Here is a 23,827-nt window from a genome sequence, read left to right as displayed (position 1 = left end):
GAAAGAATATGCTCAGTTTTGACCCGAAAATCGTCGATATTCCCAAAGGCCACCATGTTGGTGGTCGATATCTCGATCTTCCCGGCGACGAGATCGAGGTGCTTCGTCCGTCCGACCAGCAGTTGATGGGCATCGTCAACGATGGCGGCGTGGCCGCCGTCGACCTTGCGGTCCAGGCCGCGAAGGAAGCGCTCCGGGCAAGCAGGTGGGCAAAAATTGCTCCTCGGGAGCGCGCGAAAATCCTGTTCCGTTTTGCCCAGCTGATTGAGGAGAACAACCTCTATCTCGGCCGGCTCGAGGCCATGGGTTCGAGCCGCCTGATTTCGGGCACGGTCACCGGCGACGCTATCCGCACGGCCGGCGTCGTGCGCTATTTTGCGGAATTCTGCGACAAGCTGGAAGGCATCGTCACAGCCACCGAAGACAACACGCTGAGCTACGTCAAGCGCGAGCCCTACGGCATCATCGGCGCGATCGTGCCGTGGAACTTCCCGATGATCACCGCTGCCTGGAAATTCGCACCGGCGCTCGCGGCGGGCAACGCCGTCGTCATGAAGACCTCCGAGCTTACACCGCATAGTCTCCTTGCGCTTGCTGAGCTTGCCGCCAAGGCAGGGCTGCCGGCGGGCCTGCTTAACGTCATCAACGGCTACGGGCATACGACCGGAGTCGCGATCGTGCGCCACCCCGATGTGATGATGGTTTCCTTCACCGGATCGACGAACACGGGCGCGGCGATCATGTCGCTGGCGGCGCAGTCAGGCATCAAGCCGGTGACGCTGGAGCTTGGCGGCAAGAGCCCTCAGCTGGTGCTCGCCGATGCCGGCGATCTGGATGTCGTGGCAGGCCGCGTATCGGCGGCCTTCATGGCCAATGCAGGCCAGGTCTGCACGGCGGGCTCGCGCATCCTGGTCGAGAAGAAGATAGCCGACGAACTGATCGAGCGTATCGTCGGCAAGACCAGGGAGATAAAGGCTGGTCCGACCTGGGACGAGACCACGACCTTCGCCCCTATAATCAGCCGCAGGCAGCTCGACCGGATCGACGGCATGGTCCGGCGGACCGTCAGCGAGGGCGGTTCATTGATCACCGGCGGCGCACCGATGGAATCGCGCAACGAGGGCAACTTCTACGCTCCGACGCTGTTGGAGAACGTCGACCATGACAATGTCGGCTTCCGCGACGAATTCTTCGGACCCGTCGCGACGGTCGGCACCTTCACCGAACTTGAAGAGGGCATAGCTCTTGCCGCCCATCCGACCTACGGGCTTTCCGCGAGCGTCCATACTTGCGATGTGAAGAAGGCGCTGAAGGCGGCCGACGGCATCGAGGCCGGCATGGTCTGGGTGAACCAGCACGGCCGCAGCCCCGAATTCACCTACACCGCCGGCGGCTACAAGGGGTCCGGATTCGGCAAGGACATGGGCCGGGCAGGGTTCGAGGAATTCACCAGGCAAAAAGCCGTCTGGGTCAACTACGCCTGAAACGAGCCATACCATGCAATTCGATTACATTATCGTCGGCGGCGGCTCCGCGGGGGCCGTGCTCGCCAGCCGGCTTTCGGAAGACGGGACCAAACAGGTTGCGCTGTTCGAGGCGGGTCCGGACACGCCGCCGGATGGTGTTCCCGACATCATCGCCGACAGCTATCCCGGGCTCTCCTATTTCGATCCGAAATATCATTGGACCGAACTCAGGGTCTACAACCGCTCCCCGAAGCTGAATACGCAGCCGGCCAAGACCGCCAAGCTCGAGCAGGCCAAGGTCATGGGCGGCGGCTCCAGCATCAACGGCCAGTTCGCCGTGCGGGGCCTTCCCCATGACTATGACGAATGGGAGAGCCTTGGCCTGAAAGGCTGGGGGTGGGAAGGCATGCTTCCCTACCTGAAGAAGCTCGAGCGCGACCTCGACTTCGGCGGCGAACTGCACAACAAGGCCGGCAACATCCCCATCCGCCGCGTGTTCCCGCCGGAATGGGCAGGCTTCACGAAATCGGTCCTGAAGGCAACCGAACAGGACTATCCCTATCGGCCCGACTACAATGGGAGCTTCGAGGACGGCTCCTTTCCCCTGCCGCTGTCCAACGAGAACGATCGTCGCGTCTCGACGGCGGTCGGCTATCTCCACAGCAAGGCGCGCGCCAGGAAGAACCTGCATATCTTTGCCAACGCCTTCGTCGAGGGGCTGGTAAGCGAAGGCACGCGCATCGTCGGCGCGACCGTCACGATTGGCGGCGAGACCAGGACTTATCGCGCCCGCGAAGTGATCGTCGCCGCCGGTGCGCTGCATTCGCCGGCGATCCTCATGCGCGCCGGCATCGGCCCGGCAGGACAGTTGGCGAGGCTCGGAATCCCGATCGTGGCCGACCTGCCCGGCGTCGGCGAGAACCTGACCGACCATCCGCACATCGCGGTCGGCGCCCATTTCAAGAAATCGGCCCGGCTGCGGCCTGGCCAGCGCAGGCACATCTTCCTCGGCGTGCGCTATTCGTCCAACCTGGATGGCTGCCATCCGGGCGACATGCTGCTGATGCCGGTCAACCGCGCCGGCTGGCATCCGCTGGGCAAGGCGATGGGCGCGCTCAATGTCTGCGTGAACAAGTCCTATTCGCGCGGCACGGTGACGCTGAGGTCGCCGAACCAGACAGACGAGCCGGTCGTCGATCTCAACATGGCCTCCGATGGCCGTGACCTCATGCGTCTGGTGGATGGCTTCAAGCGCATTTACCGCATCATGACGACCCCGGACGTCCAGGCTCATGTCAACACCTGGTTCCTGGCCGGCTACAGCGACGAGGCGCGGGCGCTCAGCGTGCGCAAGGCCTCGAACTGGATCAAGACGGCCAGTGCCGCCTATGCTTTCGACTATCTGCCGTTCTTCCGCGAGGCATTGCTCAAGCGCAAATTCGGCACCACTGACCGGATGCACCAGATGATGCGGAACGACGATCTGATCGCCGATTGGGTCAAGCAGTCGGTCTGGTCAGGCTGGCATGTCTCGGGCACCTGCAAGATGGGCGCCGACGCCGATCCGCTCGCGGTCCTCGACGGCGAATGCCGCGTGCGCGGCGTGCAGGGACTGCGCGTGGTCGACGCCTCGATCATGCCGACCATCATCGCCGCCAACACCAACATCACCACGATCGCGATCGCCGAGAAGGCGTCGGATCTCATCCTCAATTCCGCAGCTTGAAAGGACGAACGACCATGCGCAGGAACAAGGTAAGGGACATCTGGGCAGCCGGCGGCGAGGTGGTGACGGGATGGCTGGGCATCCCTTCCACCATCTCGGCGGAATTGATGGCGCAGCAGGGCTGGGACGCACTGACCGTCGATCTCCAGCACGGCGCGACCGACTACGCCGACATGGTTCCCATGCTCCAGGCCATTTCCACGACGGATACAGCGCCATTCGTGCGCGTTCCGTGGAACGACCCGGCAATCATCGGCAAAGTGCTCGACGCCGGAGCGTACGGCGTGATCTGTCCGATGGTGAACACGGCCGACGAGGCCGATGCCTTCGTCAAGGCATGTCGTTACTTCCCCAAGGGCGGCCGTTCGGTCGGCCCGTTGCGCGCCTCGCTCTATGCAGGCCCGGACTATTTCAAGCACGCCAACGAGACCATCGTCACCATGGCGATGATCGAGAGCGAGCAGGCGGTCAAGAATCTCGAGGACATCCTCAAGACGCCGAATCTCGACGCGATCTTCGTCGGCCCGTCGGACCTTGCCGTCACCATGGGAGAGGCGCCCGGCTTCGATCCGCGCTATCCCGCCGTCTACGAGGCGATCGAATACATCGCCGCCAGGTGCAAGGAAGCAGGTGTCATCCCAGGCATCCATTGCGGGTCGGTCGCCTATGGCGTGGATATGCGCAAGATGGGCTATCGCTTCATGGCCTATCTGTCGGACTTCCGCATGCTGCAGCAGATCGTGTCGCGGTCGCTGCCGGCGTTCCGGACCGGCTCCGTCAGCGACCTGACGCCGTAACGGCATAGCAAGGGCTATCGGCATGCGGGGCGATCGCGATGGTGCAGGCAGGAAGGTGACCGTCATCGGCGCGGGCATCGTCGGCGTGTGCAGCGCCAACTATCTGCTTAAGCAGGGCTTCGACGTCGAGGTGATCGACCCTACCCTGCCCGGTTCCGAGGATCAGTGCTCCTACGGCAACGCCGGCGGCATCTGTCCTGGGTCCTGCATTCCGAACTCCATGCCGGGCGTCTGGAAAAACGTCCCCAAATGGCTGATGGACCCGGAGGGGCCGCTTTACGTGCGGCTGGCTTACCTGCCGCACGCCTTGCCGTGGCTGCTGCGCTTCCTGGCGGCAAGCCGCAAGTCCCGCGTCGAGGAAATCTCGGCGGCGATGCGCGCGCTGCACCGCTACACGTTCGAATGCTACGAGCCGTTGATGAAGCAAGCGGGTTGCGAGGAGCTTTTGCAAAAGCGCGGCCAGCTCTTCGTCTATGAAAGCGTGGATGGGCCGGGCAAAAGCAACTACGGCCTCGAATTGCGCCGTGCGCATGGCGTGCGCGTCGATATCCTCGACGCCGACGAAATCCGGCAGCTGGAGCCTGCGCTGGCGTCGATCTTCAAAAGCGCCGTCTACCTGCCGGAGCAGGGGCAGTGCCCGAATCCCGGGCGGTTGGTGCGAAAACTGGCGGAAAACGCCGCGCGGCAGGGCGCCAGATTCCTCCAGGCACGGGTCAAGGATTTCGAGCTGAACGGGCAGGAACTGACCGGGGTCGTTCTCGAAGGCGGGGAGCGCCGCGCGGTCGAGCAAGCAGTCCTTGCCACGGGCGCCTGGTCGGCGGAACTCGCCCGCAAGCTCGGTAATCGCATCCCTTTCGAGACCGAGCGCGGCTATCACGTGATGGTCAAGGGTGCCGATACGGGGCTGCGGATCCAGACCATTTCCGCGGATCGCAAATTCGTGGCCTCGCCGATGGAGGAGGGCTTGCGCATCGCAGGCAATGTTGAGTTCTCCGGCCTGCGGGCGCCGCCGAACATGTTCCGCGCCGACACGCTGTTGAAGCAGGCTCGGCCCATGTTCAGGACATTCCGGGAGGGCGAAGTGAAGCGGTGGATGGGCCATCGTCCGGGAACGCCCGACAGCATCCCCGTCATCGATCGCGCAAGGCGCGCCCGTAACGTCATCTATGCGTTCGGCCACGGGCATCAGGGGCTGATCGCTGGGTCGGTCACCGGTAAGCTCGTCGCCGAGCTGGCGGCGGGACTGCCGACCACGGTCGACCTGTCGCCATTCAGGGCCGACAGGTTCTAGTTTTCCTGGGACATCTCTCGCTTGCGACCCGGATATGCCGTTTCGCGCGGTCCATCGGATCACGGATTGGAGTAGCTGGAGACAGCTGCAGGGAAACGACGCTTCATGACATCAGCCAATATTCTGATCTGCGATTTTGTCGGGCTGCGCTTCGGCGCGGACGGCAATCCCGACCACAGCGAGGTCAAGGCCCATATCGAAGCCAAGGGTGGCGTGTTCCACGAGACAGGCCTCGCCGGTGCCGGCGCGCTTGACCCCGGCAAGCTGCATTTCTTCTACTTGCCGCAATTGAGCACGCGCGACGAATTGCTGGCCGAGGCCGGCGACGGCCGCTACGACGCCGTCATCGCCGCCGCGACCTTCATTCCGGCCGAGACCAGGTTCCGCCTCGGCGGCGTGCGCATCGGCGCCGGCACCGGCAATATGGGCTCGGCATCCTGGGGCGGCGGCAGTGGCGAAGGCGGCGAAGCGCCCTTGATGAACACGCCCGGCATCAACAGTCGCGCCACCGCGCAGATGGCCATGAAGGCGCTGCTGAAAGTCAGGCCGGATCTTCCGGTGGACAGGCTCAACGCCCTGGTCGCCGCTGGGCAGTTCGACACGGGAAAGGACCTGCGCCATTACCCGACCGAGAAGCTCGAAGGCAAAAGACTGGCCGTGATCGGCTATGGCAATATCGGTCGCGAATTCGCCAGGCTCGGCCAAGCCTTCGGCATGCGGGTCGCCGTCCATGCGCGGCCCCGTCACCAAAAATGGATCGAGCTGGAAGGCTTCGACTATGCCGCAACCATGGAAGACGCGGCGCGCGGCGCCGACGCGCTTTCGGTCCATCTCGGACTGGGGGCTTTCGATGCCGACCGGCAACGACACGCCAATGCCGGACTGATCGGGGATGAAGTCCTCTCCCTCCTCAATCGCGGTGCCGTGCTCATCAACTACGATCGCGGCGAATTGGTCGATGTTGCAGCGCTGGAGCGCGCGCTGGCGTCAGGACGCGTTGCCCATGCGGCGATCGATGCGGACCTGTTCAAGGACGGCGGCACGCTTTCGGGACCGATGCTGCCCTATCTCAGACTGGTCGAGGCCTATGGCCCGCGACTGGAACTGCTCCCTCACGCCGCGGCCGACACCGACCATCCCTCCCGTGTCGCCGGCGCCAAGCAAGCCGTCGACCAGATCTACGCGGCCATTGCCGAGCATCGCGTCCACAATCTGAAAGGATCCCTGCCTCCGGGCTTCGTCGACATGGGAGCGAAGGTCGCGCCCGGCATCGGCGGCATCACATCTCGGGATTTGGCGGCGCTGGCCGCCGATCAGGCCGTGGCCGCCGACCTCGCCCGGTCGAGCGCACTCATAGCCGCATTTTGGGAACGCATCCTGGCTGCGCCCGAGCAGGAACGAGCGGCATTGATCGCTTCCGGAGGCGAAGCATTCGCCGAAGCGGCGAACCGTCTCTCCACGCTCATGCGCAGGCACCATCTTTCGGGGCCGTTCACTTCGGGGTCGCTCTGACCCCGGCGCGCGGCGACCTGCTCGCCAAGCCTTTGAAAAATATGGTGATCCCGACAGGAATCGAACCTGTGACCTACAGATTAGGAATCTGCCGCTCTATCCTACTGAGCTACGGGACCACGCGGCCCGACACATAAACGCTTCGGGCCGGTTCGCCAAGGGGCATGCTGACCTCCCCTTGGACTGCAACTCATCTCGGTGGGGCCGAGCTGCCCAAGCCTGATGGCGGAGTGCTCGCCGCCGTCGCCCGCAGCGCTCAAGCGGCCAGCGCGGTCTCGGCCAGCTTCACCCAGTAGCTCATGCCGTGCGGGATGACCTCGTCGTTGAAGTCGTAAGCCGGGTGATGCAGGCCGGCCGAGTCGCCATTGCCGATAAAGATGAAGGCGCCGGGGCGGGCTTCCAGCATATAGGAGAAATCCTCGCCGCCCATCACCGGCTGGATGGCGCGGTGGACATGGCTGTCGCCGGCGATGTCGGCCGCGACATCGCCCGCAAACGCGGTTTCTTCGGCATGGTTGAAGGTGACGGGGTAATTGGCGTCGTAATCGACCTCGATGGTGGCGCCGAAGGCAGCGGCGAGCCCGGCGCAGAGCGCGCGGATGCGCTCTTCCGACTTCTTGGCCACTTCCTTCTTCAGCGTGCGCACGGTGCCGGCGATCTCGGCGCTTTCAGGAATGACGTTATAGGCGTCGCCGGCATGGAACTTCGTCACCGACACCACCACGGCCTCGACCGGATCGGTGCTGCGCGATGCGATGGTCTGCAGCGCGCCGACCAACTGGCTGGCGATGACGATCGGGTCGATCGTGCCGTGCGGCATCGCGGCATGGCCGCCGCGTCCCTTGACGGTGATGGTGAATTCCGCCGTCGCGGCCATGATCGGGCCGGGCTTGATGGCGAACTGGCCGACCGGCAGGCCCGGCATATTGTGCATGCCGAACACTTTCTCGATGCCGAAGCGTTCCATCATGCCGTCCTTGACCATCTCGTTGCCGCCGCCGCCGCCTTCCTCGGCCGGTTGGAAGATCACCGCCACGGTGCCGGCGAAGTTGCGCGTCTCGGCAAGATATTTGGCCGCGCCCAAGAGCATCGCGGTATGGCCGTCATGGCCGCAGGCATGCATCTTGCCTGGCACGGTCGAGGCCCATGGCTTGCCGGTGATCTCGTCGATCGGCAGCGCGTCCATATCGGCGCGCAGCCCGATGGTCGGGCCATCGCCCTTGCGGCCGCGGATGATGCCGACGACGCCTGTCTTGCCCAGCCCCGTCACCACCTCGTCGCAGCCGAAAGCCTTCAGCTTCTCGGTGACGAAACCGGCGGTCTGGAACACGTCGAAATTCAGTTCCGGTGTCTGGTGCAGATGCCGTCGCCAGCCGGCGACTTCTTCCTGCATTTGCGCGGCGCGGTTCAGAATCGGCATGATCGGTCCATCTCTTGGTTGATTGGCGGCAGTCGGTTCAGAGCCGATGCCCAGCAATTGTGATTGTCTTGAACTTTGCCATTTTGGCGTCACATAGGGTAAATAGCACCGCAACAATGCGGTCCGGGTCGAGGGGCCGAGCCGCATTTATGCTGGCGATGGGTAACGAAATCTTACGGACCCAGCGGCGATCACGGCAAGAGGCGATTTCGGATTTGATCATGCGGCAAAGGCATTTCCTCAACCTGTTGCTGGCAGGCGCGCTGGCGCTTCCGGTATTTGCCGGGGTGGCGCGGGCCAATCCGATCGTCCTTTTCGACCTCAAGAGCGGCTCCATTCTGGAGCATCAGGATGCGTTCAAGCGCTGGTACCCGGCCTCGCTCAGCAAGCTGATGACCGCCTATGTCGCCTTCCGCGCGATCCAGGCGGGCGAGGTGGCGCTCGATTCGCCGATCAAGGTGACGAAGCACTCGGCCGGCGAGCCGCCGAGCAAGATGGGCTTCAAGCCCGGCTCGGTGATGCGGCTCGACAATGCGCTGAAGATGATGCTGGTCAAGTCGGCAAACGACATTGCCATGGCCGTCGGAGAGAATATCGGCGGCTCGCAAGCCGCTTTCGCCGACCGCATGAACGCCGAGGCGGCCCGGCTCGGCATGACAGGCACGCATTTCGTCAACCCAAACGGGCTCTATTCGCCGGAGCAGTACACGACGGCCCGCGACCTCGCCGTGCTGGTGACGGCGTTGCGCAATGATTTTCCGCAATATGCGCCCTGGTTCTCGATCGAGGGCCTTGCCGTCGGCAAGAAGGCGCTCCCGAACTACAATCTGCTGATCGGCCGCTATCCGGGCGCCGACGGCATGAAGACCGGCTTTGTGTGCTCTTCCGGATTCAACATGATCGGTTCGGCGACGCGCAATGGGCGCACGCTGGTGGCCGTGGTGCTTGGCGAGAAATCGGCGATCAGCCGCGCCGAAGCGGCGGCGAAGCTGCTCGACCAGGGTTTCGACATGCCAGCGGCGGGATCGACCACGCTAGCCGCGCTCAAGCCCTATGGCGACACACTGTCGCCCAATGACATGCATGACGAGATCTGCAAGAAGAAGCCGAAGGAGGAGCAGTCCGAGGCGGCCCCCGAGGTTGCGGCCAAGGACAAGCCCAAGTCGCCATACCAGGTGAAGCTCGACCACCCGACGCTCGTCGCCGTCGGCCTAGGAGGCGCCACGGGGCCGGCGCCCAAGGCATTCGTCGACCAGACCGATCAGAACTATGCCGATGTGCCGCTGCCGAGCTGGCGGCCCGACAGGCCGACGCCGGCCGGCGCCGAGCCGCTGGCGACCGGAACGGCCGCCGCCGCGGCGCAGGGCGACCAGTCCGCCAAAGCTGCCAACTAGCCAAGCTGATGAACAGTTTTCCCATTCCCGTATCGGTGCTCACCGGCTTCCTCGGCGCCGGCAAGACGACGCTGCTCAACAGGCTGCTCAAGGATCCGGCGCTTGCCGACACGGCGGTTATCATCAACGAGTTCGGCGAGGTGGCGATCGACCATCTTTTGGTCGAGCAGGCGTCCGACGGCATCATCCAGCTTTCCGACGGCTGCTTGTGCTGCACGGTGCGCGGCGATCTCGTCGACACGCTCGCCGATCTCGTCGACCGGCTGCAGACCGGCCGTATCGCCAAACTGGCGCGTGTCGTCGTCGAGACGACGGGCCTGGCCGATCCGGCGCCGGTGCTGCAGTCGATCATGGCGCATCCGGCGCTGGTGCAGGCCTTTCGGCTCGACGGGGTCATCACGCTGGTCGACGCCGTCAATGGCGAGGCAACGCTCGATGCCCATGTCGAGGCGGTGAAGCAGGCGGCGGTGGCCGATCGCATCGTGCTGACCAAGACCGACCTTGCCGATGCGGCCGAGGTCGAGGCGTTGCGGGCGAGGCTGAAGCAGGTCAATCCGGGCGCCGTCGTGCTCGACGTCGACGAGGCCAGCGCCGCGGCGCTGTTCAATTGCGGCCTCTATAACCCTGAAACCAAGTCCGCCGACGTGCGGCGCTGGCTTGGCGAAGAGGCGGCGCATGGTGATGATCATCAGCATGGTCATGACCACCATGACGGCGACCATGATCACCACCATCATCATCATGAGCATCGCCACGATGCGCGCGTGCGCACGCACTCGCTCGTCCATGACGGCCCGGTGCCGTTCTCGGCGATAGAGATGTTCCTCGATCTTCTGCGCTCGACGCATGGCGAGAAACTTCTGCGCATGAAGGGCGTCATCGAGCTTGCCGAGGATCCGTCGCGGCCGCTGGTCGTTCACGGCGTGCAGAAGATCCTGCATCCGCCGGCAAGGCTGCCGGCCTGGCCCGACGGCCAGCGCGGCACCAGGCTGGTGCTGATCACGCTCGACATGCCGCAGGATTATATCCAGCGGCTGTTCGCCGCCTTCACCAACAAGCCGTCGATCGACACGCCGGACCGTACGGCGCTTGAAGCCAATCCGCTGGCGATAGCGGGATTGTAATCCACCCGTCAGGCGGCGTTGCCGCGTTGGACCAAAAAGCGGTGGCCACCGGTGACCGCGGCCGTTTCGATCAATTGGTGGCCAGCATCGGCGCAGAAGGCCGGGATATCGATGACCGCGAGCGGATCGGTGGTTTCCAGCCAAAGCCGGCTGCCTGGCCGCATGGCCGCCAGCCGCTTGCGCGCCTTCAGCACCGGCAACGGGCAGTTCAGCCCCTTGAGATCGTAGGTGGCGGGCGGCTTCGGCATTTGTTCACGCATGTCGTTACGCGCGAAGTCTCAGCCGCCGAACATGCCGAGCAGTTTCTTCTTCAGCTTCGACACCGTGCCCTGATCGGCTTCGGCCGCCTGCTGGGTTTCCTGCGCGGGCGCTGTCTCGACACCGGCGGTGACGACCGGCTGCTGCGCCGCCTGCTTGGCGGCTTCCTTCTCGGCCAAAGCCTGCTGCTTGGCCGCTTCCTTGGCGGCCTTGGCCGCCTCGATCGCGGCCAGACGCTGCTCCTCGGCCTTGCGCTTGGCCTCCTTTTCCGCGTCGAGCGCCGCCATCTTGCGGCCAAGCGGGGAATCGATGCGACCCATGCGGGTCGTTTCCGTCACCGAACCGTCGGCATTCATCGACGGCGGCTCGATCGGCACGCGCTCGCCACGGGCGCGGCGCTTCGACCAGTCGGAAACGATGCTGGCTTCCTTGATGCCGGCAATGGTCGGCTTTGGCGGCGGCGTGCTGGAATTGACGGCTGCCTTGAAGGCCGCGTCATAACGCTTCTCATAGTCGGCATAGGCCGTTTTCAGCGAATCCGGCTGCGTCGTCGCGGGGCAGGGGCCGGTCGGGTCGAAAGTGGTGCCTTCCGGCGCCACCTGGTTGAACACGTAGCGCTTCTCGCAGACATCGACCTTCGGCGGCACCTTGGTGATCTCGAAATTATCGTAGCCGACCTTCAGCATCTTCCAGAACTCGTAGTTCGGGTCGTTGCGGTAGCGCGCCATGTTGGCGGCGGTCATGCGGAACGGAAAAGCCTGGATCTGGAACTCGGTCTGGCCGCCCTCGAAGGCGTCGCGGCCGAAGGCATAGATCTGCTCGATCTGCGCGTCGGTCATCGAATAGCAGCCGGACGACGAGCAGGCGCCGTGCACCATCAGGTTCTGGCCGGTTCGGCCATTGGCGCGGTCATAGGCGTTGGGAAAGCCGATGTTGAAGGACAAATGGTAATGCGAGCGCGGGTTCATCTGCGAAGGGCGCACCGTGTAGAAGCCTTCCGGCGCCTGGCGGTCGCCCTCGGTGTATTTGGGACCGAGCTTTCCCGACCATTTGCAGATGTCGTAGGTGGCGACGAGATCGTAACGGCCATTGGTCTTGGCCTTCCAGATCTCGAGCTTGCCTTCTTCCTTGAAGATGCGCGCCATCACCGAGGAGGTGCGCACCATGCCCTTGGCCTTCATGTCAGCGAGGATCTTGTCCGGCAGCGGCTTGTTGGCCTCCGGCGCGAAATCCTTCATCGACGAATCATTGCAGCCGGCGACGCCGATGGCGGCAATCAGGGCTCCGGTGCGGGCAAGCTTGGCAAACATCGATACGGCTACGTCTTTTCTCTCTGGCCAACGGCTCTCGGCATGGCGGAGCCCGCAGGCTGAACACCAGCGGACCGTAAGCCCGTTAACCTTGAAAATTCCTTACCGCAAGCCTTGGCAAACCCCTCACGGCAAATCCCATTGAGCCGAATCCGGCGGCATTTTTGTGGCAAAAATGCTCATCTTGGCCACAGTTGAAGGTTGGCGCGTCAGAGACTGCGGCCCATCGCCAGGTATTTCTCGCGGCGCTGCTCGCGGAAATCGGTGTTGGCGCCGGCAAAATCCTTCATCGTCCTGGCGATGAGGTCGCCGGTCGAGGCGATCACCGTTTCCGGCGCGCGCTGGGCGCCGCCGATCGGCTCGGGAATAATGGCGTCGATGATCTTCATCTCGAGAAGATCCTGCGCGGTTATCTTCATGTTGGTCGCCGCGTCCTTGGAGCGGGTCGTGTCGCGCCACAGGATCGAGGCCGCGCCCTCGGGCGAGATCACCGAATAGATGGCGTGCTCCAGCATGTAGACGCGGTTGGCGGTGGCAATCGCGATGGCGCCCCCTGAGCCGCCTTCGCCGATGACCACCGAGATCGACGGCACTTTCAGCGAAAGGCACGCCGAGGTCGAACGCGCGATCGCTTCGGCCTGGCCGCGCTCTTCGGCGCCGACGCCGGGATAGGCCCCGGCGGTGTCGACCAGGGTCAAAAGCGGGATCTTGAAGCGGTCGGCCAGTTCCATCAGGCGCACCGCCTTGCGGTAGCCCTCCGGCCGCACCGAGCCGAAATTGTGCTTGATGCGGCTTGCCGTGTCGGAACCCTTCTCCTGGCCGATCACCGCCACCGGCTCGCCGCGGAAACGCGCGAAGCCGCCGACGATCGCCTGGTCGTCGCCGAAATTGCGGTCGCCGGCCAAAGGCGTGAAATCGGTGAACAGGCCTTTGATGTAGTCGACGCAATGCGGGCGGTCGGGATGGCGCGCGACCTGCACCTTCTGCCAGGGCGTGAGCGCCTTGTAGAGGTCGCGCAACGCGTCGCGCGAGCGCTTTTCCAGCCTGCTGATCTCTTCGGCGACATCGACCGCCTCGCCGTTTTCGGCAAGCTTCTTCAGCTCAAGGATCTTGAGCTCCAGATCCTGCACCGGCTTTTCAAAGTCGAGGTAGTTGTACATGCTTGAGCGGACCGATCCGTCGGAAGGCAAATGGCTGGCGGAACCGCTGAAATGCCGGCTCCGGGCGGTGGAACGTCGCCCTCACATAGCGATATGAGGCCTAGTCGGCAAGCGGATGATGATCGTTGACCAGCCGCACCAGCCGCTCCTCCAGCACATGGGTGTAGATCTGCGTGGTCGAGATGTCGGCATGGCCAAGGAGTTGCTGAACGGCTCTGAGATCGGCGCCGTTCTGCAGAAGATGGCTGGCGAAAGCATGGCGAAGCACATGCGGCGAGATCTTGGCCGCCTCTATCCCGGACCGGGCGGCCAAGCCCTTGAGATCGCGGGCGAAAACCTGCCGGGAGAGATGACCGCTGTCGGAAGAGGCCGGGAACAGGAACGGGCTCTCGGCAAAGGCCGGCCGCTCGGCCCTTGCGGCAAGCCAGGCCCGCATGGCGGCGCGCGCCTTGGCCGACAGCGGCACCATGCGTTCCTTGTCGCCCTTGCCGCGGACCATGAAGAAACGGTCGTCGCGCAGCGCCACCGTCACCGGCAGTCCGACCAGTTCCGACACGCGCAGGCCAGTGGCATAGAGCACCTCGACGAGCGCGTGCAGGCGCAACGCCGCCAACCGGTCGTCATCCGGTCCGGCTTCGGCCGCCTCCTGCGCTGCGCGGTCGAGCAGGCGGCCGGTCTCGGCCTCGCTCATCGTCTTCGGCAACGGCCGGCCCTTGCGTGGGCTGTCCAGAGTGCCGGTCGGGTCGTCGCCGCGCAGGCCCTCGGCATAGAGGAATTTGAAGAACTGCCGGATCGCCGACAATTTGCGCGCCTGCGAGGTCGGCGCGAAGCCCCGCGCGGCAATATCGTCGAAATAGGCGCGGATGTCGGCCGGTCCCGCGCCGGCAAGCCCGCCTTTGATCGCTTCGGAAGCGTCCTCCAGGTCGCGGCGGTAGGAGGAAAGCGTGTTTTCGGCCGCGCCTCGCTCGGCGCTCATCATTTCAAGGAAGGCTTCGATGCGGGCGGCGCTGTTCATCGGGCCGGGATCAGCGCTTCGTCGGTTTTCTTGGGGTTCAGTTTTTCGGCCGGAATACGGATGCTCATTTCCGCCTTTTTGGGCTCCACGAACATCGCCAGCGCGAACATCGCGCCATAGGCAATGCCTGCAAGAACCGCCAGCGTCACGACGAAGCGAAACAAAGTCGGCATTCAAATTTCGCCCGTCTTCTTGTTCTGCGTTTCCAAAGCCCTGTGCCCTTATGGGACGCCAATCCAGGCAATTCAAGGACGAAGGATTCCGGTCGCTGCAGGTTTTTGCCGGAAAAGCTTCTAAGCAGGCATTCGCGGGCAAGCCCACGAATGCTGCTTAGGGATTGTTGTTTTCGCAGGTTCTCTTCGCAACACCGTGGGCCACCTTTGCGGAATCTGCTTAGCACGTCTGTCCGGCCGCGCTTGACGCAAACTGGCTTTTGATGTCGATACGGCGCAAAGAGGCCCCGATGAACGCTCTGCCACCAAATCCGACGGACGAAGGCCGCGCCGCGCTGATCGAAGCGCTCGGCAGCCGTTCGATCGTCTTCGTCGGGCTGATGGGGGCCGGCAAGACGGCGATCGGCCGCAAGGTGGCGACGATGCTTTCGCTGCCCTTCATGGATAGCGACCAGGAGATCGAAAGCGTCTCGCGCATGACGGTGCCGGAGCTGTTCGAGCGCTATGGCGAGCCGGAATTCCGGGCGCTGGAGCAGCGCGTGATCCTGCGCCTGCTGGAGAACGGACCGCAGGTGCTGTCGACCGGCGGCGGCGCCTTCATGAACACGCAGACGCGCGAGGCGATTTCCGCGCACGGCGTATCGGTCTGGCTAAAGGCCGATCTGGACCTGTTGATGGAGCGCGTCTCCAAGAAGCAGAACCGGCCGCTGCTCAAGAATCCCGATCCGCGCGGCGTGCTGGAGAAGCTGATGGGCGAGCGCTATCCCGTCTATGCCACGGCCGACCTCACTGTGCCGACGCGCGACGACCGCAAGGAGATCATCGCCGGCGAAGTGATCTGCGCGCTTTGCAGGTATCTGGGGGTCGCCGCGATTGCGACAGGCGCCACAACCGACGAGGTGGAATCGTGAGCGAGGCGGTGAAGGTCGAGGTCGGGCTCGGCGACCGCACCTATGACATCCTCATCGGCTCGGGGCTCCTGGCGCGCTCGGGCGAAGAGGTCGCGCGCCGCCTTCCAGGCACTCGCGCGGCCATCGTCACCGACGAGAACGTCGCGGCCGGGCATCTCGACACGCTCAAGGCGGGGTTGGAGAAAGGCGGCATCCAGTCCGCCGTCATCACGCTGCCCGCCGGCGAAAAGACCAAGAGCTTCGCCCATCTTGAGGAGGTGGTCGACGGCGTGCTCGCCGCAAAGCTCGAACGCCGCGACGTGGTGATCGCGCTCGGCGGCGGCGTCATCGGCGACCTTGCCGGCTTCGCGTCCGGCATCGTGCGGCGCGGCATGAATTTCGTTCAGATTCCGACCTCGCTGCTGGCGCAGGTCGATTCCTCCGTCGGCGGCAAGACCGGCATCAACAGCGCCCGCGGCAAGAACCTTGTCGGCGTCTTCCACCAGCCCAGGCTGGTGCTTGCCGATACGGGCGTGCTCGATACGCTGCCGATCCGCGAGTTCCGCGCCGGCTATGCCGAGCTCGCCAAATACGGACTGATCGACCGCCCGGGCTTCTTCGCCTGGCTGGAACAGAACTGGCGGGACGTGTTCGCCGGCGGTCCGGCGCGCGTCGAGGCGATCGCCGAGGCCTGCCGCGCCAAGGCCGACGTCGTCGCCCGCGACGAGTTCGAGACCGGCGACCGCGCGCTGCTCAATCTCGGCCACACATTCGGCCACGCGCTGGAAGCCGCCACCCAATATGACGGCGCGCGCCTCGTCCATGGCGAGGGCGTCGCCATCGGCATGGCGCTGGCGCATCGTTTTTCGGCGCGGCTCAACCTGGCAAGCCCGGACGACGCGGAACGCGTCGAGGCGCATCTCAGGGCCGTCGGCCTGCCGTGGCGGATGGCCGACATTCCGGGCGGGCTGCCGGACGCCGAGGCGTTGCTCGGCTTCATTACCCAGGACAAGAAGGTCTCGCGCGGCGCGCTGACCTTCATCCTGACACGTGGCATCGGCCAGTCGTTCATCGCCAAGGACGTGCCGCCCTCGGAAGTGCTGGCTTTCCTCAAGGTGAGCCATCCCGGATGAACGGCGCCGGCTGGATCGTCGCCGCAGTCCTTGCCGCCATCGTGGTTTTGGCGCTTCTGTTCCACGCCCGGTTGCTTGCCGCTTGCGGCTATGCGTTGCGGCCGATCGAACCGCCGCAGGGCTCCGAGCGCAACGGCGAGGATGAAGAGGACGACGATGCCCGCCGCGAGGGCGCGGCTGCCGGTGAGGAGCGCAATCGGCTCGAGGGCCTCTTCGACCTCGATGAGCTCGAAGTGTCGGACGTCATGGTCCACCGCACCAATATGCGCTCGGTCAATGCCGACAATGCGCCCGAAGCGGTGGTGCGCGAGATCCTCACGAGTCCGCACACCCGAATGCCGCTGTGGAAGGGCTCGCTCGACAACATCGTCGGCGTCCTGCACGCGAAGGATCTGCTGAGGGCCCTCAACGAGGTCGGCAACGACTTTTCGCGGATCGATGTCATGAAGATCGCGGCGAAGCCGTGGTTCGTGCCGGACACCACCACCTTGCAGGACCAACTCAACGCCTTCCTGCGGCGAAAGGCGCATTTCGCCATCGTCGTCGACGAGTATGGCGAGGTGGAAGGACTGGTGACGCTGGAAGACATCATCGAGGAGATCGTCGGCGAGATCGCCGACGAGCACGATGTCGACATGCAGGGCGTGAAGAAGGAAGCCGACGGCTCGGTGGTCGTCGACGGCACGGTGCCGATCCGCGACCTGAACCGCGCGCTCGACTGGGACCTGCCCGACGAGGAGGCAACGACGATCGCCGGTCTCGTCATCCATGAGACGCAGTCGATCCCGGAGGAGAAGCAGGCGTTCACCTTCCACGGCAAGCGCTTCGTGGTGATGAAGCGCGACAAGAACCGTATTGCGAGGTTGAGGATCAGGCCCGCGGGCGAGGGCTGAGGCGGCCTGCGGTGCGAACGATGCCGCTCAAAGTTCCTTGGTCCAGCGCTCGCTGAGCGTTGCGCCGGTTCCGCCGTCGATCGCGGCCAGGCTGACGTCGTAGCCCCAGAGGTTGCGGATATGGCGCAGCGTCGCGTCGCGGCTTTCAGCCTCGAGCATCACGCCGTCCTTCACCGTGTGCTGGAGCCGCAGGTGCCGGTCGCCGAGAAGGTCGACGTCGACCACCTGGATGTCGGGACGGCTGGCGCCGATATCGTAGCTTTGCGCCAGCGCCGACCGTATCTTGGCGTAGCCACGCTCGTTGTGGATGGAGGCGACTTCATAATGCGGCTCGTCGGCACCGTCGGCCAGCACGAAGAACCGCCATTTGCGGATCAGCGTCGGGCTCAGATACTGGCGGATGAAGGATTCGTCGCGATGGTTGGCCCAGGCGTCGAGCAGGGTGTCGCGCCAGTCGCCGCGGCCGGCGATGTCGGGAAACCAGTCGCGGTCCTCGGCGGTCGGCGCGGTCGAGATGCGCTGGATGTCCTGCATCATGTCGAGACCGAGCGCATAGGGATTGATGCCGGAAAAGCGAGGGTCGTCAAAAGCCGGCTGAAAGACCACGTTGGAGTGGTTGCGCAGGATCTCGAGCATGGCGCCTTCGCTGATGCGGCCGCGATCGAACAGCGTGTTCATGAGCGTGTAATGGACGAAGGTGGCGCAGCCTTCGTTCATCACCTGGGTTTGCCGCTGCGGGTAGAAATATTGCGCGATGACACGCACGATTCTGACAATCTCGCGCTGCCAGGGCTCAAGGACGAGGCTGTTCTTCTCGAGGAAATAGAGCAGGTTCTCCTCCGGCAGATTGAGCGATTTCTTCCGCTCGGCAAGGTTTTCGTCCCCTGCTTCCGACTTGCTCTTCTCCTGCGAGGGCGGCAGCGTCCGCCATAGATCGTTGAAGGAGCGCTCCTCATATTCGAGGCGCTCGCGCAGCCCTTCGCGCTGTTGTTCCGATGACAGTTTCGGCGGCCGATGGTAGCGGAACACGCCCTGCTCCATCAGCGCGTGGGCCGAATCCAGAATCGCCTCGACCGCGGCCAGGCCATGCCTTTCCTCGCATCGGGCGATATAGCTCTTGGCAAAATCCAGATAGTTCAAAATGCCGCCGGCGTCCGTCCACTGCCGGAAGAGATGATTGTTCTTGAAGAAATGGTTGTGCCCAAGCGCGGCATGGGCGGTCACCAGGGCCTGCAGCGCCATGGTGTTTTCTTCCATCAGGTAGACGATGCAGGGGTTGGAGTTGATGACGATTTCATAGGCCAGGCCGCGCGCGCCCTTGCGGTAGAGAAGCTCGTCATAGAGGAAACGCTTGCCGAACGACCAGTGCCGGTACATCAGCGGCATGCCGACCGAGGAATAGGCGTCGAGCATCTGCTCGGAAGAGATGACCTCCATCTGCACCGGGTAGATGTCGAGGCGAAGCTCTTCGCGGCCGACCGCTTCGATCTCGTCATAGACCCGGGACAGTTTCTTGAAATCCCAGTCCGACCCGGAAAACAGCAGTTCGGATTTGCGCGCCTGACCGACCATTGCCAAAGCCCTCAAGCGCTCTTGCGCAGATCAGGCTGCCTGGCGAAGAGCTGCCGGAAGACCGGGTATATGTCGGCCGGCGCGGCGATGCGCCTCATCTGGAAGTTCGGCCATTTCCCGTCGACGGCGTTGTAAGCCCGCCAGAGCGACGTCCCGTTCTCGGTCGAGCCGAAGATATGGCTTTCCCGCTCGTCGATGATCTCCACATAGGCGAAATACTGGCAAAGCCGCATGAGCTTGCGGTCGAGCAGTTCTATGCAGCGCTCGGAGTCGGTGGCGAAATTGTCGCCGTCGGAGGCCTGGGCGGCGTAGATGTTCCATTCGGCGACCGGATAGCGTTCCTCGATGATGCGGTGCATTTCCTCGAGCGCGGTGGAGACGACCGTGCCGCCGCTTTCGGTGTGGTAGAAGAATGTATGTTCGTCCACCTCCTTGGCTTCGTGGGTGTGGCGGATGAAGACGACCTCGATGCGCTCGTAGCGGCGCGTCAGGAAAAGATGCAGCAGCACGAAGAAGCGTTTGGCCAGATCCTTCTCGCGCTCTCCCATCGAGCCCGAGACGTCCATCAGGCAGAACATGACCGCATTCGCGTTGGGCACGGGCTGGGGATCGAAGCGATTGAAGCGGATATCGACCGGGTCGACATAGGCGATGCGCCTGCGCCGGCGCTCAAGCCGCTCGAGCTGTTCGCGCAGGGTGGCGATGCGTTCGCGCACCGCAGGACTTGCCGGCTTCGCTTCCAGCTCGGCGATCTGCCTGGCGATCGCGTCGAGCTCCTCCTGTTTGGGGCGCCTCAGTGCTATGCGCCGCCCATGGCTGTTGCGCATCGTGCGTCCGACATTGATGTTGGTCGGCGCCCCGCTTGCCGCGAAGCCCGCCCGTCTCGGCTTAAAGCTCAGTATCTGCTTGAGGTTGAGCTTGACCAGATCGGGCAGTTCGAGGTCCTCGAAGAAAAGATCGAGCACTTCCTCGCGCGACAGCACGAAACGGAAGTCGTCTTCTGATTCCATGGTCCCCGGGGCGGATCCAAAGCCGCCGCCGCCGCCCGGCTTGGCGATAAGATCGCCGGGGCTGAATGTCCTGTTGCCGGGCAGGATGTGCTGGCGCTGGCCGCTTGCCTTGTCGTCGCCGAAGGTCGGTTCGCTGGTGCCTTTGCGAGGCATCGGCACGGCATGTTCGCGGTCGACCTCGGCGATACCGCCGGTGCGGACCTGGTCGCGGATGCTGCGCTTGAGCTCCTCGCGCGCGCGCCTGAGGAAGCGCTGGCGATTGCCCAGGCTCTTGTCCTTCGGGTTCAGGCGGCGGTCGATGAAGATCGGCATGGGAACCGTCCCCGCTTTGTTCAGCCCGCCTTGTTCACGCGCATGTACCAGTCGACCAGCCGTCGCACCTGCCGCTGGGTGTAGCCGCGCTCCATCATGCGCTGCACGAATTCATTATGCCGCTTCTCCGTGACGCTGTCCTGCTTGGAGCCAAAGCTGATCACCGGCAACAGATCCTCGACCTGACCGAACATGCGCTTCTCGATGACCTCGCGAAGCTTTTCATAGCTCGTCCAGGAGGGATTGCGGCCATGGTTGCGCGCCCGGGCGCGCAACGTGAATTTGACCACCTCGTTGCGGAAGTCCTTGGGGTTGGCGATGCCGGCGGGCTTCTCGACCTGCGACAGTTCCTTGTCCAGCACCTCGCGGTTGAGGATCTGGCCGGTGTCGGGATCCTTGTAGTCCTGATCCTCGATCCAGGCATCGGCGTAGGCGATGTAGCGATCGAAGAGGTTCTGACCGTACTCGCTGTAGGATTCCAGATAGGCCTTCTGGATCTCGTGGCCGATGAACTCGGCATAGCGCGTCGCGAGTTCCGACTTGATGAACTCGAGATAGGCGGCTTCCGTCTCCTTCGGGAATTGCTCGCGCTTGATCGCCTCCTCGAGGATGTACATCAGGTGCACCGGGTCGGCCGCCACCTCCTTGGTGTCGTAGTTGAAGGTCTGCGACAGGATCTTGAAGGCGAAGCGGGTGCTGACCCCGGTCATGCCTTCATCGACGCCGGCCGCATCGCGATATTCCTGGACCGACTTCGCCTTCGGATCGACCTCCTTGAGGTTCTCGCCGTCATAGGCGCGCATCTTTGTGTAGAGCGGCGAGTTCTCATGCTCGGCAAGGCGGGTCGAGACGGTGAAGCGGCTGAGGATGTCCAGTACCTCGGGCGCGCAGGGGCTGTTCGCCAACTCGCTCTCGCGCAGCAGCTTCTCGTAGATGTGCCGTTCTTCGGTGATGCGAAGGCAATAGGGAACCTTGACCACGAGGATGCGGTCGAGGAAGGCCTCGTTGTTCTTGTTGTTCTTGAACTGCTGCCATTCCGACTCGTTGGAATGGGCGACGACGATGCCCTGATAGGGAAAGGCGCCGAAATTCTCGGTGCCGTTGTAGCTGCCTTCCTGGGTTGCGGTCAGCAACGGATGCAGGACCTTGATGGGCGCCTTGAACATCTCGACGAATTCGAGCAATCCTTGCGTCGTCCGGTTGAGGCCGCCGCTGTAGGAATAGGCGTCCGGGTCGGACTGGCTGAAATTCTCCAATTGCCTGATGTCGACCTTGCCGACCAGGGCCGAGACGTCCTGGTTGTTCTCGTCGCCGGGTTCGGTCTTGGCGATCGCTATCTGGCGCAGCCGCGACGGCATCAGCTTGACGACGCTGAATTTGGAGATGTCGCCGTTCAGCTCATCCAGGCGCTTGGCCGCCCAGGGCGAGATCAGCCCATTCAGGCGGCGGCGGGCTATGCCGTACTTATCCTCCAGCAGATCGCCCATGCGATCAGGATGGAAAAGGCCAAGCGGCGATTCGAATATCGGGCTGATCTGGTTGCCGACCTTGAGCGTGTAGATCGGCCGCTCCTCCATCAGCTTCTTCAGCCGTTCGGCGAGCGAGGACTTGCCGCCGCCGACCGGGCCAAGAAGGTAGAGGATCTGCTTGCGCTCCTCGAGACCTTGCGAGGCATAGCGGAAATATCCGGCGATGCGCTCGATCGTGTCTTCCATTCCGTAGAAGTCGGAGAAGGAGGGATAGATCTTGATGGTGCGGTTGGAGAAGATGCGGCCGAGCCGCTCGTCCTTGCTGGTGTCGATCAGATTCGGCTCGCCGATCGCCTCGACCATACGCTCGGGCGCCGAGGCGTACATGGATTTGTCCTCACGGCAGGCCAGCAGATATTGCTGGAGGCTGATCTCTTCCTGGGCCGCGTTGGAATAAATCTCCGAAAACAGATCGAAGACGTCGGATTGGTTTTCGCGCATGATGCTTTGCCTCGGAGCCGATAGGCTGCCAATCGGCTCATCGCTTCATCAACCGCCAGAAAGCATTGTGGTTCCCTTCACGTGAAGGGAGAACGCGCAATGCAATCCGGCGCTGGCCTCGGGGCACCCCGATTCGGCCGCAAATGCTCGCCTGTAAACATACGTGGTGATTGCCAGCGGACGGTCAAGGAGCGGATTTGGTTTCGCACCGAAAGTTGTCATTTTTGGTTCGTAGACGAAGCACGCGGCGAGCACCCGTGCCGACACCGCGCAACCTGGCCGGAGATGGCGATGATTAATCGACGCAGCTTCATCGTGGCAGCCCTGGCGGCGCTGTCGTCGGCGGGTGCGTCAGCCGCCGGGCGCCCGGGCCACCCGGAACCGCAAACCTTCGATTACGGTCCGGCCAAGCTGGACATCTACGCGCCGGCCGGCGCGAAGAACCTGCCGGTGGTGTTCTTCGTCCATGGCGGCGCCTGGCGTTTCGGCAAACGCAGCCAGGTGGGCGCCAAACCGGGCTTCCTGCTCGCCAACGGATTCGTCTTCGTCTCGATCGATTACCGCATGCTGCCGCAGGCCGATGTCGCCACCCAGGCCGGCGATGTCGAAAAGGCCTATGCCTATGTGCGCGCCAACATCGCCCCGCATGGCGGAGACCCGAACCGGATCGTCGGCATGGGCCATTCGGCCGGATGCCACCTGGTCGCGCTGACCGGCTTGCGAGGAGGCCTGCCTGGCGTCGCTGGCCTGCTTCTCGACGACACTCGGGCCTATGATCTCGCCGCGCTTTCCAGGGATGGCGGCATGGTTCGGGCTTATGCGCGTGTCTTCTCCGACCCCGCGCAATGGGCCGCTCTGTCGCCGGCGAGCTATGTCGACGGCAGGAAGCATCCGCCGACCTTCATCGCCTATTCGCGTGCGCCCGGGCGAGGCGAAGAGTCGCAAGCTTTCGCGAAACGCCTACGCGCCACAGGCACCGAGGTCACGCTGTTCGACGGCAGCGCCTATACGCATATGTCGATCGATCGCGATTTCGGACAGGACGGCGACGCCCTGACCGCGGCCGCGTTGGCGTTCCTCAAGGCGACCGTCGGTTGACTACCAGCGCGTCTTCTCGCCGGGCGCGGCCGGTTCTATCGCCAGCGCATGCACGCCGGCTTTCAATTCGTCGGCCAGCAGGTCGTTGACGGCGCGGTGGCGCTCGACGCGGCTCATGCCGGCAAAGGCGGCCGAGACGACGCGGACGCGGAAATGCGTTTCGCCGGTGCCGTCGAAGTGGGCCTCGTGGCCGTGCTCGACGTGGTGATGGCCGGCGTGAAGGTGGCTTTCGTTGATGACGGCGAGCCGTTCGGGCGAGAACGCCGCCTTCAGCTTATCTTCCATGGTCGCCTGTATGGACAT

Annotated in this window: 21 protein-coding genes and 1 tRNA gene; 11 read left to right on the top strand and 11 right to left on the bottom strand. The window is 63.9% G+C overall.

Annotation, left to right across the window (positions count from 1 at the left end):
- The first annotated feature begins 8 nt into the window (after positions 1-8).
- The 5 genes from MJ8_RS29065 to MJ8_RS29045 all read left to right on the top strand — a co-directional run bounded on the left by MJ8_RS29065 (position 9) and on the right by MJ8_RS29045 (position 6,792).
- Positions 9-1,484, top strand: coding sequence for an aldehyde dehydrogenase family protein (locus MJ8_RS29065; RefSeq protein WP_201412007.1), 1,476 nt, complete (start codon positions 9-11; stop codon positions 1,482-1,484).
- A gap of 13 nt (positions 1,485-1,497) precedes the next feature.
- Entirely contained in the window at positions 1,498-3,192 is a 1,695-nt protein-coding gene (locus MJ8_RS29060) for a GMC family oxidoreductase (protein WP_201412006.1), read from the top strand.
- A 14-nt stretch (positions 3,193-3,206) separates the two neighbouring features.
- Complete coding sequence (locus tag MJ8_RS29055; protein ID WP_201412005.1) at positions 3,207-3,989, top strand: HpcH/HpaI aldolase family protein; 783 nt, start codon at positions 3,207-3,209, stop codon at positions 3,987-3,989.
- A gap of 55 nt (positions 3,990-4,044) precedes the next feature.
- On the top strand, positions 4,045-5,280 hold the full coding sequence (locus MJ8_RS29050) for an NAD(P)/FAD-dependent oxidoreductase (RefSeq protein WP_201412004.1): 1,236 nt from the start codon (positions 4,045-4,047) through the stop codon (positions 5,278-5,280).
- A 105-nt stretch (positions 5,281-5,385) separates the two neighbouring features.
- On the top strand, positions 5,386-6,792 hold the full coding sequence (locus MJ8_RS29045) for an NAD(P)-dependent oxidoreductase (protein ID WP_201412003.1): 1,407 nt from the start codon (positions 5,386-5,388) through the stop codon (positions 6,790-6,792).
- Between the two features lie 42 nt (positions 6,793-6,834).
- On the opposite strand, the gene MJ8_RS29040 is transcribed toward MJ8_RS29045, so the two are convergent.
- Both MJ8_RS29040 and MJ8_RS29035 read right to left on the bottom strand, forming a co-directional pair.
- A tRNA-Arg gene (locus MJ8_RS29040) sits at positions 6,835-6,911 on the bottom strand.
- Between the two features lie 137 nt (positions 6,912-7,048).
- Positions 7,049-8,212: a M20 aminoacylase family protein gene (locus MJ8_RS29035; RefSeq protein ID WP_201412002.1), complete on the bottom strand. Its 1,164-nt coding sequence runs from the start codon at positions 8,210-8,212 to the stop codon at positions 7,049-7,051.
- 221 nt (positions 8,213-8,433) lie between these two features.
- Between MJ8_RS29035 and MJ8_RS29030 the strand changes: the two genes are divergently transcribed.
- Together MJ8_RS29030 and MJ8_RS29025 are read left to right on the top strand one after the other, a co-directional pair.
- Positions 8,434-9,606 (top strand): D-alanyl-D-alanine carboxypeptidase family protein, encoded by a 1,173-nt coding sequence (locus MJ8_RS29030; protein ID WP_201412001.1) that lies wholly within the window; start codon positions 8,434-8,436, stop codon positions 9,604-9,606.
- 8 nt (positions 9,607-9,614) lie between these two features.
- On the top strand, positions 9,615-10,730 hold the full coding sequence (locus MJ8_RS29025; protein WP_201412000.1) for a CobW family GTP-binding protein: 1,116 nt from the start codon (positions 9,615-9,617) through the stop codon (positions 10,728-10,730).
- A gap of 8 nt (positions 10,731-10,738) precedes the next feature.
- Here MJ8_RS29025 and MJ8_RS29020 read toward each other — a convergent pair whose 3' ends face one another.
- The 5 genes from MJ8_RS29020 to MJ8_RS29000 form a co-directional block, all read right to left on the bottom strand.
- Complete coding sequence (locus MJ8_RS29020; RefSeq protein WP_201411999.1) at positions 10,739-10,978, bottom strand: sulfurtransferase TusA family protein; 240 nt, start codon at positions 10,976-10,978, stop codon at positions 10,739-10,741.
- 30 nt (positions 10,979-11,008) lie between these two features.
- Positions 11,009-12,298 carry a L,D-transpeptidase family protein gene (locus MJ8_RS29015; protein ID WP_201411998.1) on the bottom strand — a complete coding sequence of 430 codons (1,290 nt, stop codon included), beginning with the start codon at positions 12,296-12,298 and terminating at the stop codon, positions 11,009-11,011.
- Between the two features lie 209 nt (positions 12,299-12,507).
- On the bottom strand, positions 12,508-13,458 hold the full coding sequence (locus tag MJ8_RS29010; RefSeq protein WP_140756454.1) for an acetyl-CoA carboxylase carboxyltransferase subunit alpha: 951 nt from the start codon (positions 13,456-13,458) through the stop codon (positions 12,508-12,510).
- Positions 13,459-13,558: 100 nt separating this feature from the next.
- Positions 13,559-14,473, bottom strand: a complete 915-nt coding sequence (locus tag MJ8_RS29005) for a site-specific tyrosine recombinase XerD (protein ID WP_201411997.1) — start codon at positions 14,471-14,473, stop codon at positions 13,559-13,561.
- The gene (locus MJ8_RS29000; protein WP_140756185.1) at positions 14,470-14,646 is read right to left on the bottom strand and encodes a histidine kinase; all 177 of its coding nucleotides are present in this window, start codon (positions 14,644-14,646) and stop codon (positions 14,470-14,472) included. The genes MJ8_RS29005 and MJ8_RS29000 overlap by 4 nt, the downstream gene beginning before the upstream one ends.
- Before the next feature lie 290 nt (positions 14,647-14,936).
- Here MJ8_RS29000 and MJ8_RS28995 point away from each other — a divergent pair, with 290 nt between their 5' ends.
- From MJ8_RS28995 to MJ8_RS28985, 3 genes are read left to right on the top strand one after another with little or no spacing between them, the layout of a single operon-like run.
- The gene (locus MJ8_RS28995; RefSeq protein WP_201411996.1) at positions 14,937-15,557 is read left to right on the top strand and encodes a shikimate kinase; all 621 of its coding nucleotides are present in this window, start codon (positions 14,937-14,939) and stop codon (positions 15,555-15,557) included.
- The gene (aroB, locus tag MJ8_RS28990) at positions 15,554-16,669 is read left to right on the top strand and encodes a 3-dehydroquinate synthase (RefSeq protein ID WP_412177080.1); all 1,116 of its coding nucleotides are present in this window, start codon (positions 15,554-15,556) and stop codon (positions 16,667-16,669) included. The genes MJ8_RS28995 and aroB overlap by 4 nt, the downstream gene beginning before the upstream one ends.
- The gene (locus MJ8_RS28985; protein ID WP_201411995.1) at positions 16,666-17,562 is read left to right on the top strand and encodes an HlyC/CorC family transporter; all 897 of its coding nucleotides are present in this window, start codon (positions 16,666-16,668) and stop codon (positions 17,560-17,562) included. The genes aroB and MJ8_RS28985 overlap by 4 nt, the downstream gene beginning before the upstream one ends.
- A 27-nt stretch (positions 17,563-17,589) precedes the next feature.
- Here MJ8_RS28985 and MJ8_RS28980 read toward each other — a convergent pair whose 3' ends face one another.
- The 3 genes from MJ8_RS28980 to MJ8_RS28970 are packed head-to-tail and all read right to left on the bottom strand — an operon-like array spanning position 17,590 to position 22,426.
- Positions 17,590-19,134, bottom strand: coding sequence for a SpoVR family protein (locus tag MJ8_RS28980; protein WP_201411994.1), 1,545 nt, complete (start codon positions 19,132-19,134; stop codon positions 17,590-17,592).
- 11 nt (positions 19,135-19,145) lie between these two features.
- A complete protein-coding gene (locus MJ8_RS28975) occupies positions 19,146-20,456 on the bottom strand; it encodes a YeaH/YhbH family protein (protein WP_201411993.1) in 1,311 nt (436 codons plus the stop codon).
- Between the two features lie 20 nt (positions 20,457-20,476).
- Positions 20,477-22,426 (bottom strand): PrkA family serine protein kinase, encoded by a 1,950-nt coding sequence (locus MJ8_RS28970; protein ID WP_201411992.1) that lies wholly within the window; start codon positions 22,424-22,426, stop codon positions 20,477-20,479.
- A 291-nt stretch (positions 22,427-22,717) separates the two neighbouring features.
- On the opposite strand from MJ8_RS28970, the gene MJ8_RS28965 reads away from it, so the two are divergent.
- Positions 22,718-23,524 carry an alpha/beta hydrolase gene (locus MJ8_RS28965; RefSeq protein WP_201411991.1) on the top strand — a complete coding sequence of 269 codons (807 nt, stop codon included), beginning with the start codon at positions 22,718-22,720 and terminating at the stop codon, positions 23,522-23,524.
- Here MJ8_RS28965 and MJ8_RS28960 read toward each other — a convergent pair whose 3' ends face one another.
- Positions 23,525-23,827, bottom strand: coding sequence for a BolA family protein (locus tag MJ8_RS28960; RefSeq protein ID WP_201411990.1), 303 nt, complete (start codon positions 23,825-23,827; stop codon positions 23,525-23,527).

Source organism: Mesorhizobium sp. J8, assembly GCF_016591715.1.
Taxonomy (GTDB): domain Bacteria; phylum Pseudomonadota; class Alphaproteobacteria; order Rhizobiales; family Rhizobiaceae; genus Mesorhizobium.
This window is presented reverse-complemented; position numbering and strand designations above follow the sequence as displayed.

Bases quoted from the DNA above. Each gene is read 5' to 3' on its own strand.
- MJ8_RS29065 (WP_201412007.1), top strand. From the start codon at position 9: ATGCTCAGTTTTGACCCGAAAATCGTCGATATTCCCAAAGGCCACCAT.
- MJ8_RS29060 (WP_201412006.1), top strand. From the start codon at position 1,498: ATGCAATTCGATTACATTATCGTCGGCGGCGGCTCCGCGGGGGCCGTG.
- MJ8_RS29055 (WP_201412005.1), top strand. From the start codon at position 3,207: ATGCGCAGGAACAAGGTAAGGGACATCTGGGCAGCCGGCGGCGAGGTG.
- MJ8_RS29045 (WP_201412003.1), top strand. From the start codon at position 5,386: ATGACATCAGCCAATATTCTGATCTGCGATTTTGTCGGGCTGCGCTTC.
- MJ8_RS29035 (WP_201412002.1), bottom strand. From the start codon at position 8,212: ATGCCGATTCTGAACCGCGCCGCGCAAATGCAGGAAGAAGTCGCCGGC.
- MJ8_RS29030 (WP_201412001.1), top strand. From the start codon at position 8,434: ATGCGGCAAAGGCATTTCCTCAACCTGTTGCTGGCAGGCGCGCTGGCG.
- MJ8_RS29025 (WP_201412000.1), top strand. From the start codon at position 9,615: ATGAACAGTTTTCCCATTCCCGTATCGGTGCTCACCGGCTTCCTCGGC.
- MJ8_RS29020 (WP_201411999.1), bottom strand. From the start codon at position 10,978: ATGCCGAAGCCGCCCGCCACCTACGATCTCAAGGGGCTGAACTGCCCG.
- MJ8_RS29015 (WP_201411998.1), bottom strand. From the start codon at position 12,298: ATGTTTGCCAAGCTTGCCCGCACCGGAGCCCTGATTGCCGCCATCGGC.
- MJ8_RS29010 (WP_140756454.1), bottom strand. From the start codon at position 13,458: ATGTACAACTACCTCGACTTTGAAAAGCCGGTGCAGGATCTGGAGCTC.
- MJ8_RS29005 (WP_201411997.1), bottom strand. From the start codon at position 14,473: ATGAACAGCGCCGCCCGCATCGAAGCCTTCCTTGAAATGATGAGCGCC.
- MJ8_RS29000 (WP_140756185.1), bottom strand. From the start codon at position 14,646: ATGCCGACTTTGTTTCGCTTCGTCGTGACGCTGGCGGTTCTTGCAGGC.
- MJ8_RS28995 (WP_201411996.1), top strand. From the start codon at position 14,937: ATGAACGCTCTGCCACCAAATCCGACGGACGAAGGCCGCGCCGCGCTG.
- MJ8_RS28985 (WP_201411995.1), top strand. From the start codon at position 16,666: ATGAACGGCGCCGGCTGGATCGTCGCCGCAGTCCTTGCCGCCATCGTG.
- MJ8_RS28980 (WP_201411994.1), bottom strand. From the start codon at position 19,134: ATGGTCGGTCAGGCGCGCAAATCCGAACTGCTGTTTTCCGGGTCGGAC.
- MJ8_RS28975 (WP_201411993.1), bottom strand. From the start codon at position 20,456: ATGCCGATCTTCATCGACCGCCGCCTGAACCCGAAGGACAAGAGCCTG.
- MJ8_RS28970 (WP_201411992.1), bottom strand. From the start codon at position 22,426: ATGCGCGAAAACCAATCCGACGTCTTCGATCTGTTTTCGGAGATTTAT.
- MJ8_RS28965 (WP_201411991.1), top strand. From the start codon at position 22,718: ATGATTAATCGACGCAGCTTCATCGTGGCAGCCCTGGCGGCGCTGTCG.
- MJ8_RS28960 (WP_201411990.1), bottom strand. From the start codon at position 23,827: ATGTCCATACAGGCGACCATGGAAGATAAGCTGAAGGCGGCGTTCTCG.